Annotated in this window: 17 protein-coding genes; 14 read left to right on the top strand and 3 right to left on the bottom strand. The window is 65.1% G+C overall.

The features are described from left to right. Positions 1-3: 3 nt before the first annotated feature. Both lpdA and H7A87_RS16890 read left to right on the top strand, forming a co-directional pair. The gene (lpdA, locus tag H7A87_RS16895) at positions 4-1,839 is read left to right on the top strand and encodes a dihydrolipoyl dehydrogenase (RefSeq protein WP_119128291.1); all 1,836 of its coding nucleotides are present in this window, start codon (positions 4-6) and stop codon (positions 1,837-1,839) included. Between the two features lie 62 nt (positions 1,840-1,901). After that, a complete protein-coding gene (locus H7A87_RS16890) occupies positions 1,902-2,189 on the top strand; it encodes a hypothetical protein (RefSeq protein WP_104649435.1) in 288 nt (95 codons plus the stop codon). Between the two features lie 137 nt (positions 2,190-2,326). On the opposite strand, the gene H7A87_RS16885 is transcribed toward H7A87_RS16890, so the two are convergent. After that, entirely contained in the window at positions 2,327-3,139 is an 813-nt protein-coding gene (locus H7A87_RS16885; RefSeq protein ID WP_042594608.1) for a hypothetical protein, read from the bottom strand. 530 nt (positions 3,140-3,669) lie between these two features. On the opposite strand from H7A87_RS16885, the gene H7A87_RS16880 reads away from it, so the two are divergent. From H7A87_RS16880 to H7A87_RS16835, 10 genes are all read left to right on the top strand, one after another. Continuing rightward, positions 3,670-4,035: a hypothetical protein gene (locus H7A87_RS16880; protein ID WP_016901016.1), complete on the top strand. Its 366-nt coding sequence runs from the start codon at positions 3,670-3,672 to the stop codon at positions 4,033-4,035. Positions 4,036-4,060: 25 nt separating this feature from the next. Continuing rightward, positions 4,061-4,861: a F0F1 ATP synthase subunit A gene (gene atpB, locus H7A87_RS16875; protein ID WP_039421795.1), complete on the top strand. Its 801-nt coding sequence runs from the start codon at positions 4,061-4,063 to the stop codon at positions 4,859-4,861. A gap of 72 nt (positions 4,862-4,933) precedes the next feature. Continuing rightward, complete coding sequence (gene atpE, locus H7A87_RS16870; RefSeq protein WP_002814105.1) at positions 4,934-5,236, top strand: F0F1 ATP synthase subunit C; 303 nt, start codon at positions 4,934-4,936, stop codon at positions 5,234-5,236. Positions 5,237-5,349: 113 nt separating this feature from the next. Continuing rightward, a complete protein-coding gene (locus H7A87_RS16865; protein WP_016901014.1) occupies positions 5,350-5,820 on the top strand; it encodes a F0F1 ATP synthase subunit B in 471 nt (156 codons plus the stop codon). Positions 5,821-5,823: 3 nt separating this feature from the next. Then, complete coding sequence (locus H7A87_RS16860) at positions 5,824-6,351, top strand: F0F1 ATP synthase subunit delta (RefSeq protein WP_119128292.1); 528 nt, start codon at positions 5,824-5,826, stop codon at positions 6,349-6,351. 47 nt (positions 6,352-6,398) lie between these two features. Further along, the gene (atpA, locus tag H7A87_RS16855) at positions 6,399-7,946 is read left to right on the top strand and encodes a F0F1 ATP synthase subunit alpha (protein ID WP_104535126.1); all 1,548 of its coding nucleotides are present in this window, start codon (positions 6,399-6,401) and stop codon (positions 7,944-7,946) included. Between the two features lie 112 nt (positions 7,947-8,058). Further along, positions 8,059-8,922, top strand: coding sequence for a F0F1 ATP synthase subunit gamma (gene atpG / locus H7A87_RS16850; protein WP_065032896.1), 864 nt, complete (start codon positions 8,059-8,061; stop codon positions 8,920-8,922). Positions 8,923-9,047: 125 nt separating this feature from the next. Next, complete coding sequence (gene atpD, locus H7A87_RS16845) at positions 9,048-10,454, top strand: F0F1 ATP synthase subunit beta (protein ID WP_104649355.1); 1,407 nt, start codon at positions 9,048-9,050, stop codon at positions 10,452-10,454. 167 nt (positions 10,455-10,621) lie between these two features. Continuing rightward, positions 10,622-11,044, top strand: coding sequence for a F0F1 ATP synthase subunit epsilon (locus H7A87_RS16840; protein ID WP_104583248.1), 423 nt, complete (start codon positions 10,622-10,624; stop codon positions 11,042-11,044). 222 nt (positions 11,045-11,266) lie between these two features. Beyond that, positions 11,267-11,836 (top strand): chorismate mutase, encoded by a 570-nt coding sequence (locus tag H7A87_RS16835; protein ID WP_119128293.1) that lies wholly within the window; start codon positions 11,267-11,269, stop codon positions 11,834-11,836. A 132-nt stretch (positions 11,837-11,968) separates the two neighbouring features. Here H7A87_RS16835 and H7A87_RS16830 read toward each other — a convergent pair whose 3' ends face one another. Beyond that, the gene (locus tag H7A87_RS16830) at positions 11,969-12,352 is read right to left on the bottom strand and encodes a GtrA family protein (protein WP_104583250.1); all 384 of its coding nucleotides are present in this window, start codon (positions 12,350-12,352) and stop codon (positions 11,969-11,971) included. A 145-nt stretch (positions 12,353-12,497) separates the two neighbouring features. Between H7A87_RS16830 and glmU the strand changes: the two genes are divergently transcribed. Together glmU and H7A87_RS16820 are read left to right on the top strand one after the other, a co-directional pair. Next, the gene (gene glmU / locus H7A87_RS16825; protein WP_104583251.1) at positions 12,498-13,862 is read left to right on the top strand and encodes a bifunctional UDP-N-acetylglucosamine diphosphorylase/glucosamine-1-phosphate N-acetyltransferase GlmU; all 1,365 of its coding nucleotides are present in this window, start codon (positions 12,498-12,500) and stop codon (positions 13,860-13,862) included. A 112-nt stretch (positions 13,863-13,974) separates the two neighbouring features. Next, the gene (locus tag H7A87_RS16820; RefSeq protein ID WP_119128294.1) at positions 13,975-14,946 is read left to right on the top strand and encodes a NosD domain-containing protein; all 972 of its coding nucleotides are present in this window, start codon (positions 13,975-13,977) and stop codon (positions 14,944-14,946) included. 23 nt (positions 14,947-14,969) lie between these two features. Here the strand turns inward: H7A87_RS16820 and H7A87_RS16815 are convergent, their stop codons facing one another. Continuing rightward, positions 14,970-16,325: a HAMP domain-containing sensor histidine kinase gene (locus tag H7A87_RS16815; protein WP_104649359.1), complete on the bottom strand. Its 1,356-nt coding sequence runs from the start codon at positions 16,323-16,325 to the stop codon at positions 14,970-14,972. Positions 16,326-16,329: the final 4 nt, after the last annotated feature.

Here is a 16,329-nt window from a genome sequence, read left to right as displayed (position 1 = left end):
CAAATGGCGGTCATTGAAATCAAGGTTCCCGACATCGGCGATTACAGCGATGTCCCCGTCATCGAAGTGCTGGTCGCCGTCGGCGACAGCGTGGTCAAGGACCAGGGCCTGGTGACGCTGGAGTCGGACAAGGCCACGCTGGAAGTGCCGTCCTCGGCCGCCGGCGTGGTCAAGGAGCTCAAGGTCAAGATTGGCGACACCCTGTCCGAAGGCGCAGTGGTCTTGCTGCTGGAAACCGAAGGCGAGGCCGCTGCCGCACCCGCCGCGCCGAAGGCCGAGACCAAGGCCGCTGCGCCTGCTGCGGCCCCCGCAGCTGCCGCGCCCGGCAGCAAGCCGCCGGTGACGCCGTCGCATCGCGCCCCGGCCGAACCGGCGCCGTCCAAGCCGGCACTGGCCAGCGGCAAGCCGGCCGATATCGAATGCAAGATGGTGGTGCTCGGCGCCGGCCCCGGCGGCTACACCGCCGCGTTCCGTGCCGCCGACCTGGGCCTGGACACGGTGCTGATCGAGCGCTACGCCAGCCTGGGCGGGGTCTGCCTCAACGTCGGCTGCATCCCGTCCAAGGCGCTGCTGCATGCCGCCGCGGTGATCGACGAAGTGGCGCACGCCGGCGATTTCGGCGTGGACTTCGGCCAGCCCCGGATCACCCTGGACAAGCTGCGCGAGTACAAGGAAAAGGTGGTCGGCAAGCTCACCGGCGGCCTGGCCAGCATGGCCAAGCAGCGCAAGGTGCGTACCGTCACCGGCGTGGCGTCGTTCGTGTCGCCCAACGAGCTGGAGATCGTCGGCGACGACGGCAAGACCCAGCTGCTGCGCTTCGAGCACTGCATCATCGCCGCCGGTTCGCAGGCGGTGAAGCTGCCCAACTTCCCGTGGGACGACAAGCGCGTGATGGATTCCACCGACGCGCTGGAACTGCACGACATCCCCAAGACCCTGCTGGTGGTCGGCGGCGGCATCATCGGCCTGGAAATGGCCACGGTGTACAGCGCGCTCGGCAGCAAGGTCACCGTGGTCGAGTTCATGGACCAGCTGATGCCGGGCGCCGACAAGGACCTGGTCAAGCCGCTGGCCGATCGGCTGAAGAAGCAGGGCGTGGAGGTCCATCTCAAGACCAAGGCCACCGACGTCAAGGCCGACGCCAGCGGCATCACGGTGTCGTTCGAAGCGGCCAGCGAAGGCGACAAGCCCGGCCTGCAGGCCACCGCGTTCGACCGCGTACTGGTGGCCGTGGGCCGCTCGCCCAATGGCAAGAAGATCGGCGCGGAAAAGGCCGGCGTTACCGTCACCGATCGCGGCTTCATTCCGGTCGATCGGCAGATGCGCACCAACGTGCCGCACATCTTCGCCATCGGCGACATCGTCGGTAACCCGATGCTGGCGCACAAGGCCACCCACGAGGGCAAGCTGGCCGCCGAAGTGGCTGCCGGCGAGAAGAAGGAGTGGGTGGCGCGGGTGATCCCGTCGGTGGCCTACACCAACCCGGAAATCGCCTGGGTCGGCGTCACCGAGACCGAGGCCAAGGCCAAGGGCCTGAAGGTCGGCGTGGCCAAGTTCCCATGGGCCGCCAGCGGCCGTGCGATCGGCATCGGCCGCACAGAGGGCTTCACCAAGCTGATCTTCGACGAAGACACCCATCGCATCATCGGTGGTGCCATCGTCGGCGTGCATGCCGGCGACCTGCTGGCCGAGATCGGGTTGGCGATCGAGATGGGCGCCGAAGCCGAAGACATCGGCCACACCATCCATGCGCATCCGACCCTGAGCGAGTCGGTCGGCATGGCCGCCGAGGTCTACGACGGCACCATCACCGACCTGTACATCCCGAAGAAGAAGTAGGCGCCGTTCCGCACGGCCTTGCCGCCGCGTGTGGTGCGGTCGCCGCGGTGGTGAGTCGACGCATGGAGGTCGTGATGGGGCAGGGCGATCTGTGTCCTGAACTGCAGGCGCTGCTGCAGCGCGAACTGGCCAGCGGCAACCGGATCGCCGAGCCGCCGCGGCGGACCGACTGGCCACATCCGGGCTCGGTGTTCGTCTCGCTGAAGCGCGACTTGCGCAGCGACGTGGCGTCGCTGCCGGCAACGGTGCAGCATGCGATCTGCACCGATCCGCACTACGGTTGGCACGACGAGTGCTACTGCACCACGCACCAGCATCTGTTGGTAGCGGGTGCGACCAGGCCGCCCTGAGCGTATGTCCGCTGCTGCCCTCGGTTGCAGCCGCGTCGGTTACTTGCCACGCATCCGTTAAACGACAGAACCCCGCATCGCTGCGGGGTTCTGCATGAAGCTGCTTTTTCGGGTCCCGGGTCCCGGGGCCGAAAGAATCAGAACGCGAACGTCACGCCGGCCACCGGGCCCTTGAACTCCTGCTTCAGGCCGATCAGGCCGTCGCTGCCGCGCTGGTCGACGTCGAGCTTGAACCAGTCGTAGCCGGCGAAGATGCCGAAGTTCTTGGTGAAGCGGTATTCGGCCATCGCATTGGCGCGGCTCAGGTCGCCCGAATAGTCGCCGAAGTCGCCCCAGCTGGTGTTGAGGTACTGGCCCTGCACGTTGAACAGCCAATGCTCGCTCGGACGTGCGGTGAAGCGGATACCGACCACCGGCGCCACGCCGTCTTCGCTTTCGTCCAGCACGTCGCCGGTGAACACGTCGCCCAGGTCGGCGTATGCGTTCGCCTCGACCTTGGCGTATTCGGCACCGATCTGCAGGCCCAGGCTGAATTCCGGGGTGTCGACCACGGAGTAGTCGTACACCAGGCTCGCCACCTGATACTTGAGCTCGCCCTTGATGAAGCTGCCGCTCGGCACGGTGAAGCCACCGGCGCTGACGTCTTCACCCAGGGTCTCGCGGCGATCCTTGTCGTACTTGAAGTAGTCGAAGATCAAGCGCTGACGGGTGCTCATGCGGAACACACCATCAATGCGCGGCTCCCACTCCTTGCCACCGAAATCGAAATCCTGGTCCAGCGCGATTTCGTTGCCGGCCACCACGGTGTTGCCACGCAAGGTGTTGTCGTTGTCGATGTTCATCGCGCCCAGACGGATCTGGAAGCGGTCATCGGTATCTTCGGCGTGCGCCGGCGCGGCATAGGCGGCAGCCAATACGCACGGGATGGCCAGTGCGAGGAGGTGTTTCATGGGGAGCTCCGATTCTTGGAATGGTCAGGCGGTTGGGCCTGTGCCGCGCATCTTCGATAAGACGGCGTCTTCCATAAGTGAAGGAGCTGTCGCATACGCGTGAAGGGCAAGATAGCAATCGGACAAAACGGTCCGCTGCCGCAGGCGCTCGGACATTGGTCGTACGCTGCGCAGTGGGGCGCCAACGGCGAAGCGATACCATTCGGCGTCGCGCGGCGTCTGCGCTGATTGGACCGCCGATGGGAAGGTTGCAGGGTGCGACAAAATGCGTAAAAAAGCAGGAGCCCCGGTGGCCCGGGGCTCCCATACGCGACCTGCGGCGGAACCTTTCGACGAGGATGTGCAGGCCTCGGCGGTTATGACCGCCAGTTTGTGGCAAAGTTCCCACCCGCTGTGGCGCCCCCTGTCTGGTGCGCCGCAGCAACCGATGACCTCTGCCGGTTGTCTCGCAATTTGTCCCATTGCTATACTTTCGCGGCTCGACGAGGCGCATCTGCGCTTCCCACTCATTCACACGTAAGGTAACCGTAGTGCTGAACTCCGTTGACGCGGGTCGGCGGTTGATGCTGCGCGCTGCGGTATATCCGCTTGCCGCCGTAGCTATAACCAGTCTGGGGTTGCTGTTGGTCGGTCCCCGTTACTCTGCCGGTCTGGCATTGACCGGGTTTGCGACGGTGCTGGGCGGTTGGGTGGCAGCACGTACCGCGCTAGGTGGCGGTATTCAGGCAGCCGGCATTGCCATGGTCCGGCTGATTCTGGCGATGGTGTTGAAGTGGGTGTTGGTTTTCGTGGCGCTGGCGCTCGGCTTCGGCCTGTGGCGGCTGCCTCCTCTGGCCTTGTTGGCGGGTATCGCCATCGGGCTGATTTTTCAGGTTCTGGCTCTGGCCAGGCGTTGATTCGAACTTAAAGGGCTCCGGACACATGGCGGGCGAGGCAGCAACACCTACCTCCTATATCCAGCATCACTTGCAGAACCTGATCTATCCGGTTCGCGAGGGTGGCGGCACGTTTTGGACCATCCACGTCGACACCCTGGTCATGGCGGTGTTGATGGGCCTGGTCATGGTCCTGGCGTTCTGGACGGCGACCCGTAATGCCACCGCCGGCGTGCCGGGCAAGTGGCAGGCGTTTGTCGAGATCTGCCTGGAGTTCGTCGACCGCCAGGCCAAGGACACCTATCACGGCAGCAGCAAGCTGGTGACGCCGATCGCGATCACCATCTTCTTCTGGATCCTGTTGATGAACCTCATCAAGATGATCCCGGCCGATTTCATCGCCATTCCGCTGGGCTGGGCCGGTATCCACGCCTGGAAGCCGGTGCCGACCGCCGACGTCAATGCCACCCTGGGCATGTCGATCAGCGTGTTCTTCCTGATGATCGTGTTCTCGCTGCGCTCCAAGGGCGTGGGCGGCATGACGAAGGAATTCCTCACGGCGCCGTTCGGCAAGTGGATGATGCCGTTCAACCTGCTCTTGAACATCGTCGAGTGGCTGAGCAAGCCGATTTCGCTGGCGATGCGACTGTTCGGCAACATGTTCGGCGGCGAGATCGTCTTCCTGCTGATCTGGGTGCTGGGCGGTGCGGGCATCGCCGGCATGGTCGCTGGCGGCGTATTCGGCCTCGGCTGGATGCTGTTCCACCTGTTGGTGATTCCGCTGCAGGCCTTCATTTTCATGATGCTGTCGATCGTGTATCTGAGCCTTGCCGAAGACAGTCACTGAGTTTGCTGCACCCTTCATCTGCTTCATCCCGATTCATCCATCACCCTTAGAAACTTTCGTTCGGAGATCACCATGTACCTCGCCGTCCTGACCAACCTCGCTCAAGTCCAGAGCTCCACCGTCCTCGCCGTCGGCATCATGATCGGCCTGGCCGCGCTGGGTGCCGGCCTCGGTCTGGCCATCATGGCTGGCAAGTTCCTGGAATCTGCCGCGCGCCAGCCGGAACTGATTCCGGTGCTGCAGGTCCGCATGTTCATCACCGCCGGCCTGATCGACGCCGCGTTCATCATCAGCGTCGCTGTCGGCCTGCTGTTCGCCTTCGCCAACCCGCTGGCCCAGGTGTTCATCGAACGTCTGTCGCAGGCTGCCGGCTGATCCAGCGGTAGCAGGATGTGGAGGCAACCGCGTGCGGTTGCCCCCGCGGATGAAGGTCGGAAAGCGTCGCCCCGCGGTGGCGCTTTCACCCCTAAACAGCGATTGAGCGACCCATGGATATCACCCTTACCATCTTTGCCCAGGCGCTGGCCTTCGCCGGTCTGATCTGGATCGTCGCGACCAAGATCTGGCCGCCGCTGCTGCAGGCGATCGAAGAGCGTCAGCAAAAGATCGCTGAAGGTCTGGCTGCGGCCGATCGCAGTCAGAAGGATCTGGCGCAGGCGCAGGAAAAGGTCAACGAAGCACTGAAGGACGCACGCACCAAGGCCAACGAGATCATCGACCAGGCCCATGCGCGCGCCAACCAGATCATCGAAGCGGCCAAGCACGAGGCAATTGCCGAAGCCAACCGCCAGAAGGATCTGGCACAGACCGAGATCGACGCGTCCGCCACGCGTGCCCGCGAGGAACTGCGCAAGCAGGTGTCCGTGCTGGCCGTCAGCGGTGCCGAGAAGCTGCTCAAGCGCGAAATCGATGCCAACGCCCACAAGGCGCTGCTCGACGAGCTGGCGGCGGAGATTTAATCGATGAGTCAGGCCCTCACACTTGCCCGTCCGTACGGCCGCGCCGCGTTTGCGATCGCGCGTGAGGGCGGCAACTTCGCGCCCTGGTCCGATGCGCTGGCGTTTTCGGCGCAGGTGGCCGGCGACCCGCGCGTGGCCGCGCTGCTGCTCAACCCGGCGCTGGGCCAGGATCAGGCAGTGACGTTGCTGGCACCGCCGCAGGCGAGCGAAGACTATCTGCGTTTCCTCGGCCTGCTGGCCGACGCGCAGCGGCTGTCGCTGCTGCCGGAAGTGGCAGGACTGTACGAACAGCTGCGGGCCGACGCCGAACACGTCGTCAAGGCGACGGTGACCTCGGCGGCTGCAATGAGCCAGGCGGAACTGGACACGATCGCTGCTGCGCTGAAGAAGCGTTTCGGCCGCGAGGTGGACATCACCACCGCGGTGGACGCCTCGTTGATCGGCGGCGCGGTGATCGACACCGGCGACGTGGTCATCGACGGCTCGCTGAAGGGCAAGCTTGCGCGTCTGCAAAGCTCGCTCGCCCACTGAATTCACATAAACGCATGGCCCTCGCGGCCGGCACCTAGGACTGAACGATGGCAACCACGCTCAACCCCTCCGAAATCAGCGACCTGATCAAGACCCGCATCGAGGCGGTCAAGCTGTCCGCAGAGTCGCGCAACGAAGGCTCCGTGACCAGCGTGTCCGACGGCATCGTGCGCATCTTCGGCCTGGCCGACGTGATGCAGGGCGAAATGATCGAACTGCCGAACAACACCTTCGCGCTCGCACTGAACCTGGAGCGCGATTCGGTCGGCGCCGTGGTGCTGGGCGATTACGAAAACCTGCGCGAAGGCGACGTGGCCAAGACCACCGGCCGCATCCTGGAAGTGCCGGTCGGTCCGGAGCTGCTCGGTCGCGTGGTCAACGCGCTGGGCGAGCCGATCGACGGCAAGGGCCCGCTGGGCGCCACCCAGACCGCACCGGTGGAGCGCGTGGCGCCCGGCGTGATCTGGCGCAAGTCGGTCGACCAGCCGGTGCAGACCGGCTACAAGTCGGTCGATGCGATGATCCCGATCGGCCGCGGCCAGCGCGAGCTGGTCATCGGTGACCGTCAGACCGGCAAGACCGCGCTGGCGATCGATGCGGTGATCAACCAGAAGGGCACCGGCATCAAGTGCGTGTACGTGGCGATCGGCCAGAAGGCCTCGACCGTTGCCAACATCGTGCGCAAGCTCGAAGAGAACGGCGCGCTGGCGCATACCGTGGTGGTGGCTGCGACCGCGTCCGAGTCGGCCGCGATGCAGTACATCAGCCCGTATGCCGGCTGCACCATGGGCGAGTACTTCATGGACCGCGGTGAAGACGCGCTGATCGTGTACGACGACCTGTCCAAGCAGGCCGTGGCCTACCGCCAGATCTCGCTGCTGCTCAAGCGCCCGCCGGGCCGCGAAGCCTATCCGGGCGACGTGTTCTACCTTCACTCCCGCCTGCTCGAGCGCGCTGCGCGCGTGTCCGAGGAATACGTGGAGAAGTTCACCAACGGTGCGGTGACCGGCAAGACCGGTTCGCTGACCGCGCTGCCGATCATTGAAACGCAGGCCGGCGACGTGTCCGCATTCGTGCCGACCAACGTGATCTCGATCACCGACGGCCAGATCTTCCTGGAAACCGACCTGTTCAACGCCGGCATCCGCCCGGCCGTGAACGCCGGTATCTCGGTGTCGCGCGTCGGTGGTGCGGCCCAGACCAAGATCATCAAGAAGCTGTCCGGCGGCATCCGTATCTCGCTGGCGCAGTACCGCGAGCTGGCGGCGTTCGCGCAGTTCGCCTCGGACCTGGACGAAGCCACCCGCAAGCAGCTCGAGCGCGGTCAGCGCGTCACCGAGCTGATGAAGCAGAAGCAGTACGCGCCGATGTCCATCGCCAACCAGGCGCTGTCGATCTACGCCGTCAACGAGGGTTACCTCGATGAAGTGCCGGTCAACAAGCTGCTGGCGTTCGAAGAAGGCCTGCACGCGCACTTCGCCAACACCCAGGGCGAGCTGATCTCCAAGATCAACGCCACCGGCGGCTGGGACAACGACATCGAAGCTGCCTTCAAGAAGGGCATCGAAGAGTTCAAGACCACGGGCAGCTGGTAAATCCAGCTGCGGGAATCGGGAATCGAGAATAGGGAATCGTCAAAGCGGGTTGGCTGTGCCAATTCCCGATTCACGATTCCCCATTCCCACTAAGCGAGCGAAGCGAGCGAGTATGGCAGGCGGACGCGAAATCAAAACCAAGATCAAGAGCGTGCAGAACACCCGCAAGGTGACGCGCGCGCTCGAAATGGTCTCGGCCTCCAAGATCCGCAAGGCGCAGGACCGCATGAAGACCTCGCGTCCGTACGCGCAGGCGATGAAGCAGGTGATCGGGCATCTGGCGCAGGCCAGCACCGACTACCAGCATCCGTTCCTGGTCGAGCGTGAGCAGGTCAAGCGGGTCGGCTACATCGTGATCTCTTCGGACCGCGGGCTGGCCGGCGGCCTGAACAACAACCTGTTCCGCAAGATGCTGGGCGAAGTGCGCCCGTGGCAGGACAAAGGTGCCGAGATCGACGTGGTGACCATCGGGCAGAAGGCCTCGGCGTTCTTCCGTCGCATCAAGGTCAACATGGTCGGCAGCGTCACCCATCTGGGTGACAGCCCGCAGATCGAGCAGTTGATCGGCGTGATCAAGGTGATGCTGGATGCCTTCGTCGAGGGCAAGGTGGACCGCGTGTATCTGGTCTACAACCGCTTCGTGAACACGATGACGCAGAAGGCCAGCTTCGATCAGCTGCTGCCGCTGCCGGCCGCCGAGCACAAGGTGGCCCACCACGATTGGGATTACCTGTACGAACCCGATGCCGCGACCGTGCTGGAGCACGTGATGACGCGTTACATCGAGTCGCTGGTGTACCAGGCCGTGCTGGAAAACGTGGCCTCCGAACATGCCGCGCGCATGGTGGCGATGAAGGCCGCCAGCGACAACGCCAACAAGATGATCGGCACCTTGCAACTGGTCTACAACAAGGCGCGCCAGGCGGCGATCACCCAGGAAATTTCGGAAATCGTCAGCGGCGCGGCCGCTGTCTAGCCGGGAATGGAGAATCGGAAAACGGGAATAGGCAAGGCCGTCGGTGCTCTTGATCTTCCCATTCCCCATTCTCGATTCCCCACTCCCGACACAAGAATCGAACAGACATTAGTGGAGTTATCCAAATGAGTCAGGGCAAGATCGTTCAGATCATCGGCGCGGTCGTCGACGTCGAATTCCAGCGCAATGAAGTGCCGAAGGTCTATCACGCGTTGAAGGTCGATGGCACCGAAATCACCCTGGAAGTGCAGCAGCAGCTCGGCGACGGCGTCGTGCGCACCATTGCGCTCGGCTCCACCGACGGCCTGAAGCGCAACCTGCTGGCCACCAACACCGAGCGCGCGATTTCGGTGCCGGTCGGTGCCGGGACGCTGGGCCGCATCATGGACGTGCTGGGTCGTCCGATCGACGAAGCTGGCGAGGTGCAGGCATCGGACCATTGGGAAATCCATCGCGCTGCGCCGTCGTACGAAGACCAGTCCTCCAGCACCGAGCTGCTGGAAACCGGCATCAAGGTCATCGACCTGATGTGCCCGTTCGCCAAGGGCGGCAAGGTCGGCCTGTTCGGCGGCGCCGGCGTCGGCAAGACCGTCAACATGATGGAACTGATCAACAACATCGCCAAGGCGCACTCGGGTCTGTCCGTGTTCGCCGGCGTGGGCGAGCGTACCCGCGAGGGCAACGACTTCTACCACGAGATGAAAGACTCCAACGTGCTGGACAAGGTCGCGATGGTGTACGGCCAGATGAACGAGCCGCCGGGCAACCGTCTGCGCGTTGCGCTGACCGGCCTGACCATGGCCGAGTACTTCCGCGACGAGAAGGACGCCAGCGGCAAGGGCAAGGACGTGCTGCTGTTCGTCGACAACATCTACCGCTACACGCTGGCCGGTACCGAAGTGTCCGCGCTGCTCGGCCGCATGCCGTCGGCAGTGGGTTACCAGCCGACCCTGGCCGAGGAAATGGGCGTGTTGCAGGAGCGCATCACCTCGACCAAGAGCGGTTCGATCACCTCGATCCAGGCCGTGTACGTGCCCGCGGACGACCTGACCGACCCGTCGCCGGCGACCACCTTCGCCCACCTGGATTCCACCGTCACGCTGAGCCGTAACATTGCCTCGCTGGGTATCTACCCGGCGGTGGATCCGCTGGATTCCACCAGCCGCCAGATGGACCCGCTGGTGATCGGCCACGAGCATTACGACACCGCCCAGCGCGTCCAGCAGACCTTGCAGAAGTACAAGGAACTGAAGGACATCATCGCGATCCTGGGCATGGACGAGCTGAGCGAAGAAGACAAGCAGTCGGTGTCGCGCGCACGCAAGATCGAGCGCTTCTTCAGCCAGCCCTTCCACGTGGCCGAAGTGTTCACCGGCTCGCCGGGCAAGTACGTCTCGCTGAAGGACACCATCCGCGGCTTCAAGGCGATCTGCGACGGCGAGTACGACCACCTGCCGGAGCAGGCGTTCTACATGGTCGGCAGCATCGAAGAAGCCGTCGAGAAAGCCAACAAGATGAGCGCCAAGGCCTGATGGATCCCAGCCGCTATGCGGCTGGAATCGGGAATCGGGAATCGGGAATCGTAAAGGCGGGTCATCGGTAGGTCGGAATCGACAGGAAGAGGGAAAGCGTGCAGCCAGCCGCTCTTCCCAATCCCGATTCCCGATTCCCGATTCCCGCCTCACTACAGTGAGGCACCATGAGCACTATCCGTTGCGACATCGTCAGCGCCGAGAAGGAAATCTTCCACGGTGAGGCGACGCTGGTCGTGGCCACCGGCGAGCTGGGTGAGCTGGGCATCGCGCCCAAGCACGCGCCGCTGATCACGCGCCTGAAGCCGGGCAAGGTGGTGGTCACCACCGCCAATGGCGAACACCTGGACTTCGCCATTTCCGGCGGCATCCTGGAAGTGCAGCCGCAGGTGGTGACCGTGCTGGTCGACACCGCGGTGCGTGCCCAGGACATCGACGAAGCCGCCGTGCGCAAGGTCAAGGAAGAGGCCGAGCGTCTGCTGGCCAACCGTGGCGACACCGTGGACGTGGCCGATGCACAGCGTCGGCTGGCCGAAGCGACCGTGCAGCTGCAGGCACTGGAACGGCTGCGTCGCACCCTCAAGCACTAAGCACGCGGGCTCGCGCCCGTTTGCGCGTTACGCGATACCTGCTGCACCGCCACACCCAGGTGTGGAGTGAAAACGCCGACCCTCGTGTCGGCGTTTTCGTTTCTGGCGCTGCGCATGCGTGGGGCGGCTTGCAGGTTCGGGGACTGCAGGCACACTGCGTGGCTTGTGCTGTGCTGTGCTGCCGGCGGCGCGGCATCTCACCTGCATATCGAGGAACACCCGATGACCCGGACGATCGATGACTTTCGTGGCTACGCGCTGAGCGGCCTGCTGGCCGTGGCGTTGCTGGGGTGTGCGCTGCCGGTACGCAGCCAGCCGCCGCTGGATCCGTTGCTGGACCGCATCGTGCAACGCAACGCCATCGGCGATGCGGTGGCGCTGAGCAAATGGGACAGCGGCAAGCCGGTGCTGGACCAGACCCGCGAGGCGGCGGTGCTGCAGAGCGTGCGCGAGCAGGCGCCTGCGCAAGGGCTGGATGCCGACGATGCGGCGCGCTTCTTCGCTGCGCAGATCGAGGCCAACAAGTCGGTGCAGTACGCACTGCTGAACCACTGGCGCGAACGTGGGCGCGCGCCGGACACGGCGCGGCCGGATCTGGCGGGCCTGCGCACGCGTCTGGATCAGCTGCAAGGCGAACTGCTCGACGCACTGGCCGATGTCGCGCCGGCGCGTGCAGCGCCGCAATGCCCGGCCAATACCGCGCATGCCGCCGCCCGGTATGCGGCGCAATGGCAGCTGGACGCGCTGCATCGCGCGGCGCTGGTCCGCAGCCTGGGCGATTTCTGCCACTGATACGCGTGGTGTCCAGGGCGGGCCATGCACGGCGCAGACCTCGGCGGTGTGGGTGACGGCAACGCCGATCGTGTTTTCTGGCAGTCCAACCCAGCACCGTTGTCGGCGACTGCGCTGACGTCAGCGCGCTCGCTAGCGATACACCACGTGCCGGCCCAGGAAAAACGACACGATCGCCAGGCCACCTTCCACCAGCGGTTTGGCCAGCCAGGCCTGACGCAGGCCGACCAGGTCCACTGTCGCCGACAACAGCCAGGTGCTGATGAGGGTCAGTGCCAGCCACATCAGCGCAAAGCGACGGAAACGCGGCCAGCCCAGGCGTGCACCGCCGTCCTGGGCGAAGGTGTAGCGGCCGTTGAGCCAGAAGCCCAGCACCGCGCCACTGATCCGCCCGAGCAGATTGGCCGGCACGGCAGGCATGCCGGCCGCGGTGGCGGCGATGAAGATGCCGCAATCCACCGCCAGCTGCAGGGCGCCAATGATCATGAATTGGCTGCCTTGGCGGAACAGACTCATGCAGGCCGGGTCATCGTGGAGGGGCGCTCATGCTAACGGCAGCGGCGCTTGAAAAGTGTCATCGTCGCGCGTGCTGCAGGCGGAACACGACGCATTGCCGGGACAGCGACTAGAATTTAGCGCTCCCACGTTCTGGAACGCTTCGATGACTCTGCCCTTGCACGTCGTGATCCTGGCCGCGGGCGAGGGCAAGCGCATGCGCTCGTCCCTGCCCAAGGTGCTGCAGCCGCTGGCGGGCCAGCCGATGCTGGCACATGTGATCGCCACCGCGCGGCAGTTGCAGCCGGCAGCGATCCATGTGGTGCACGGGCATGGCGGCGAGCAGGTGCAGGCGGCGTTCGCCGCGCAGGACGACCTGCACTGGGCCGAGCAGCGTCAGCAACTGGGCACCGGGCATGCGGTGCAACAGGCGATGGATGCGATTCCGGATGCGGCGACGGTGCTGGTGCTGTACGGCGATGTGCCGCTGATCCAGTGCCAGGACCTGCTGCAGTTGCTGCATGCACCCGGGCGCATGGCGGTGCTGGTGGCCGATGTGCCCAATCCCACCGGGTACGGCCGCATCCTGCGCGATGCCGAAGGCAAGGTCGCCGCGATCGTCGAGCAGAAGGACGCCAATGACGAGCAGCGCCGCATCCGCACCATCAACACCGGCATCCTCACTGCCGAGTCCACGGCGCTGCGCCGCTGGCTGGGCGGTCTGTCCAACGAGAATGCACAGGGCGAGTTCTATCTCACCGACGTGTTCGCCAGCGCCGCTGCCGATTTCACTCCGGCCGACATGGTGCACGTGGCCGATGCGCAGGACGTGGAAGGCGCCAACGACCCCTGGCAGCTGGCGCAGCTGGAGCGCGCCTGGCAGCTGCGTGCGGCGCGTGCGCTCTGCCTGCAGGGCGTACGCATGGCCGACCCGGCGCGCGTGGAGCAGCGCGGCTCGGTGACGGTAGGCAGCGACGTGCAGCTGGACATCGATGTGGTCCTTGAAGGCGATGTGACACTGGGCGATGGCGTGGTGATCGGCCCCTTCGTGCGCTTGCGCGATGTGACGCTGGGCGCCGGCACGCAGGTCCGCGCGCACTGCGACCTGGAAGGCGTGGTGACCGAAGGAGCGGTGCAGATTGGCCCGTTCGCGCGGCTGCGTCCTGGCACCGTGCTGGCCGATGGCGTGCATATCGGCAACTTCGTCGAGACCAAGAAGGTCACGATGGGCGTGGGCAGCAAGGCCAACCATCTGACCTACCTGGGCGATGCGGTGATCGGCAGCAAGGTCAACATCGGCGCCGGCACCATCACCTGCAATTACGATGGGGTGAACAAGTCGCAGACCACCATCGGCGATGGCGCCTTCGTCGGCTCCAACAGCGCGTTGGTGGCACCGATCGAGATCGGCGCAATGGCCACCATCGGTGCGGGCTCGGTGATCACGCGCGATGCGCCGGCCGGCCAGCTCAGCGTGGCGCGCCCGCGGCAGACGGTGATCGAAGGTTGGGAACGCCCGACCAAGAAATAGCGTGTTTTCCAGGCGTGTGGCGTGGCTGCACGTCGCTGCAAGGGGCGGGCCGCCGCTGTGCAGCGGTGCCGTGCACAGGCCACGCCCGCCACGACCGATCACGAGGTGCACGATGCAAACGTCACGTTGCGCGTTGTGGGTGACATTACTGCTGACATTGGCGGCACTGCTGCCCATGTCAGCCCATGCGCAGACCTACCGGCTGTATCTGGCGCCGGACGGCAACGATGCGGCCGCGGGCACCAGCGCAACGACCGCGTTGCGGAGCCTGGCGGCTGCCCAGCAACGGCTGCTGGAGCAGCGGCCGGGCGGTGCGGTGGACGTGGTGATTGCCGCAGGCACGTATCTGCGGCAGTCGGTGCAATGGACCTTCACCAACGGGGCGCCCATTCGCTTCATCGCTGCGCCGGATGCGGCCGCGCCACCGTGGTTCGACGGACGCGGCGGTGCGACCTGGTTCACGCTGAAGGGCGGTGGTGATGCCGCCACCCGGCTGACCTTCGCCGGGTTGAAGGTCAGCAATTACTGGATGGCGATGGACCTGGGCAGCAGCAAGCGCAGCGCCGACGGCAACAGCGGCAACGTCATCCGCAACATGACCTTCGAGCGGATCGGTGGCATCCATGGCAGCAGCAGCGAGGCCGCCTATTCGTTCGCAGCGATCCGCCTGCAGAACTCGCGCGACAACCGCATCGAACGCAATCGTTTCGTGTCCATCGAAAACGACACCCGGACCTCGGGTTTCGTGCACGCGATCTACCTGGCGCGCCACTCCTCCGGCAACCGCATCGAAGGCAATACCTTCACCGAGGTCAACGGCGATGCCGTGCGTACCCGCGATGCCTCCGACAATACCTACGTGGCGACCAATCGTTTTGTCCGGGCCGGCAAGTACGCGGCGTTTTCGGACTGGATCAAGCCCGATGGCGAATGTCCGTCGCAAGGCGGGCAGTTCGTCGACAACACCGTGGGAGCCGGCTATTACGGCGCCATCGCCGCCACCCGCACCAGCGGTGCCGACGATGCCTGTGGTGCGTTGAAACAGCCACGGATCCAGGAGCGCGGGACGCTGCGCGGCGATTGAACGCTGCGATCGCTTGCAACGCGCTAGCCGGCCGCCGCCGCCGGCAGCAGCAAGGTGACGCACAAGCCGCCGTGTTCGCGGTTATGCAGCGAGATGCGCCCGCCGTGCGCTTCGGCGATCTCGCGGGTGAGCGCAAGCCCGAGCCCGGTGCCATTGCGCTTGGTCGAGTAGAACGGCATCAGTGCGTTATGCAGCACGGCCTCGTTCATGCCGTTGCCGCGGTCCAGCACTTCGATCCGCAGCCATTGCGGCACGCGCGTGACGCGGACGGCGACATCGCTGTTGGGCGGCTGCGCTTCGCTGCAGGCCTCGTGCGCGTTCTTGAGCAGGTTGAGCAGCGCCTGCTCGATCTGCGCGGCATCGATGCGGCTGGAGACATCGCTCAGTGCGCCTTGCAGCTGGAACGGAATCTGCTGCCGCAAACGTTCCAGGAACGGCGCCCATTCGATGGTCTGCAATTGCGGCTGCGGCAGCTTGGCAAACCGCGCGTAGCCGCGGATGAAACCTTCCAGATGACGGGCGCGTTCTTCGATGGTTTCGAACACCGTGCCGAGCCGGTCGGTGCGTTCGCGGCGCAGCAACTCGGCGCCGGAATGCGCCAGCGAGGCGATCGGTGCGAGCGAGTTGTTCAATTCATGGCTGATCACGCGGATGACCTTTTTCCAGGTCTGCACTTCCTGGCGCCGCAATTCGGTGGTCAAGGTGCGGATCAGCAACAGCTCGTGGCCGCGTCCATTGAGATGGAAACTGCGGCGTGACAGGTGATAGATCTGCTCGTCGTCTTCGTCATCGCCGTCCTCGCGCACCGCGAACAGGCAATCGCCGCCGCGTGCCAGCGCATCGCGCAGTTCGCCGGGCATGCGCGCGAGCACGTCGTCCAGGTGCTGGCCTTCGAGCTTGCGGCCGTCGTGCAACAGCTTGCGTGCGGCATTGTTGGAGAAACCGATGCGGCGCACGCCATCGCCCCCGGCCACGACCAACAGCATCGCCACCGGGGTGTTCTGCAACATGGTGTCGAGCATCAGTTCGCGTTGCACCAGATTGCGCCGCTGCGCGCGCAGCACCTCGCCCAGTTCCGCATGCGCCTGCACCAGTTGCGCCAGTTCGTCGCTGCCGCGCCAGTACACGCCGAAGTTGTATTCGCCATCGCGGTAGCTGCTGGTGGTGCCGGCCAGGGCGCGGAACAGCGAGCGCATCGGTGCAGTGGCGCGTTGCAGGCTCCACCACATCGTCGCCAGCAGCACGATGGCGGAGATCACCGCCACTTCCCAGCCGCGATCCAGCCAGTACGCGGTGAACCAGGGCAGGGCGGCGGCCAGCACCAGCACCGGCAGCAGGCGCAGGAACAGCGAGAAGGTGAAGGAACGTGGCTGCCACATGCTC

Source organism: Xanthomonas sp. CPBF 426 (genome assembly GCF_903989465.1).
In the GTDB taxonomy this organism is placed as follows: Bacteria; Pseudomonadota; Gammaproteobacteria; order Xanthomonadales; family Xanthomonadaceae; genus Xanthomonas; species Xanthomonas euroxanthea.
Note: the sequence above shows the minus strand (reverse complement) of the source record. Positions and strands in the feature narration are given on the sequence as shown.

Bases quoted from the DNA above. Each gene is read 5' to 3' on its own strand.
- H7A87_RS16885 (WP_042594608.1), bottom strand. From the start codon at position 3,139: ATGAAACACCTCCTCGCACTGGCCATCCCGTGCGTATTGGCTGCCGCC.
- H7A87_RS16890 (WP_104649435.1), top strand. From the start codon at position 1,902: ATGGAGGTCGTGATGGGGCAGGGCGATCTGTGTCCTGAACTGCAGGCG.
- H7A87_RS16815 (WP_104649359.1), bottom strand. From the start codon at position 16,325: ATGTGGCAGCCACGTTCCTTCACCTTCTCGCTGTTCCTGCGCCTGCTG.
- atpA (WP_104535126.1), top strand. From the start codon at position 6,399: ATGGCAACCACGCTCAACCCCTCCGAAATCAGCGACCTGATCAAGACC.
- H7A87_RS16865 (WP_016901014.1), top strand. From the start codon at position 5,350: ATGGATATCACCCTTACCATCTTTGCCCAGGCGCTGGCCTTCGCCGGT.
- glmU (WP_104583251.1), top strand. From the start codon at position 12,498: ATGACTCTGCCCTTGCACGTCGTGATCCTGGCCGCGGGCGAGGGCAAG.
- atpE (WP_002814105.1), top strand. From the start codon at position 4,934: ATGTACCTCGCCGTCCTGACCAACCTCGCTCAAGTCCAGAGCTCCACC.
- atpG (WP_065032896.1), top strand. From the start codon at position 8,059: ATGGCAGGCGGACGCGAAATCAAAACCAAGATCAAGAGCGTGCAGAAC.
- lpdA (WP_119128291.1), top strand. From the start codon at position 4: ATGGCGGTCATTGAAATCAAGGTTCCCGACATCGGCGATTACAGCGAT.
- H7A87_RS16820 (WP_119128294.1), top strand. From the start codon at position 13,975: ATGCAAACGTCACGTTGCGCGTTGTGGGTGACATTACTGCTGACATTG.
- H7A87_RS16840 (WP_104583248.1), top strand. From the start codon at position 10,622: ATGAGCACTATCCGTTGCGACATCGTCAGCGCCGAGAAGGAAATCTTC.
- H7A87_RS16835 (WP_119128293.1), top strand. From the start codon at position 11,267: ATGACCCGGACGATCGATGACTTTCGTGGCTACGCGCTGAGCGGCCTG.
- atpB (WP_039421795.1), top strand. From the start codon at position 4,061: ATGGCGGGCGAGGCAGCAACACCTACCTCCTATATCCAGCATCACTTG.
- H7A87_RS16860 (WP_119128292.1), top strand. From the start codon at position 5,824: ATGAGTCAGGCCCTCACACTTGCCCGTCCGTACGGCCGCGCCGCGTTT.
- H7A87_RS16830 (WP_104583250.1), bottom strand. From the start codon at position 12,352: ATGAGTCTGTTCCGCCAAGGCAGCCAATTCATGATCATTGGCGCCCTG.
- atpD (WP_104649355.1), top strand. From the start codon at position 9,048: ATGAGTCAGGGCAAGATCGTTCAGATCATCGGCGCGGTCGTCGACGTC.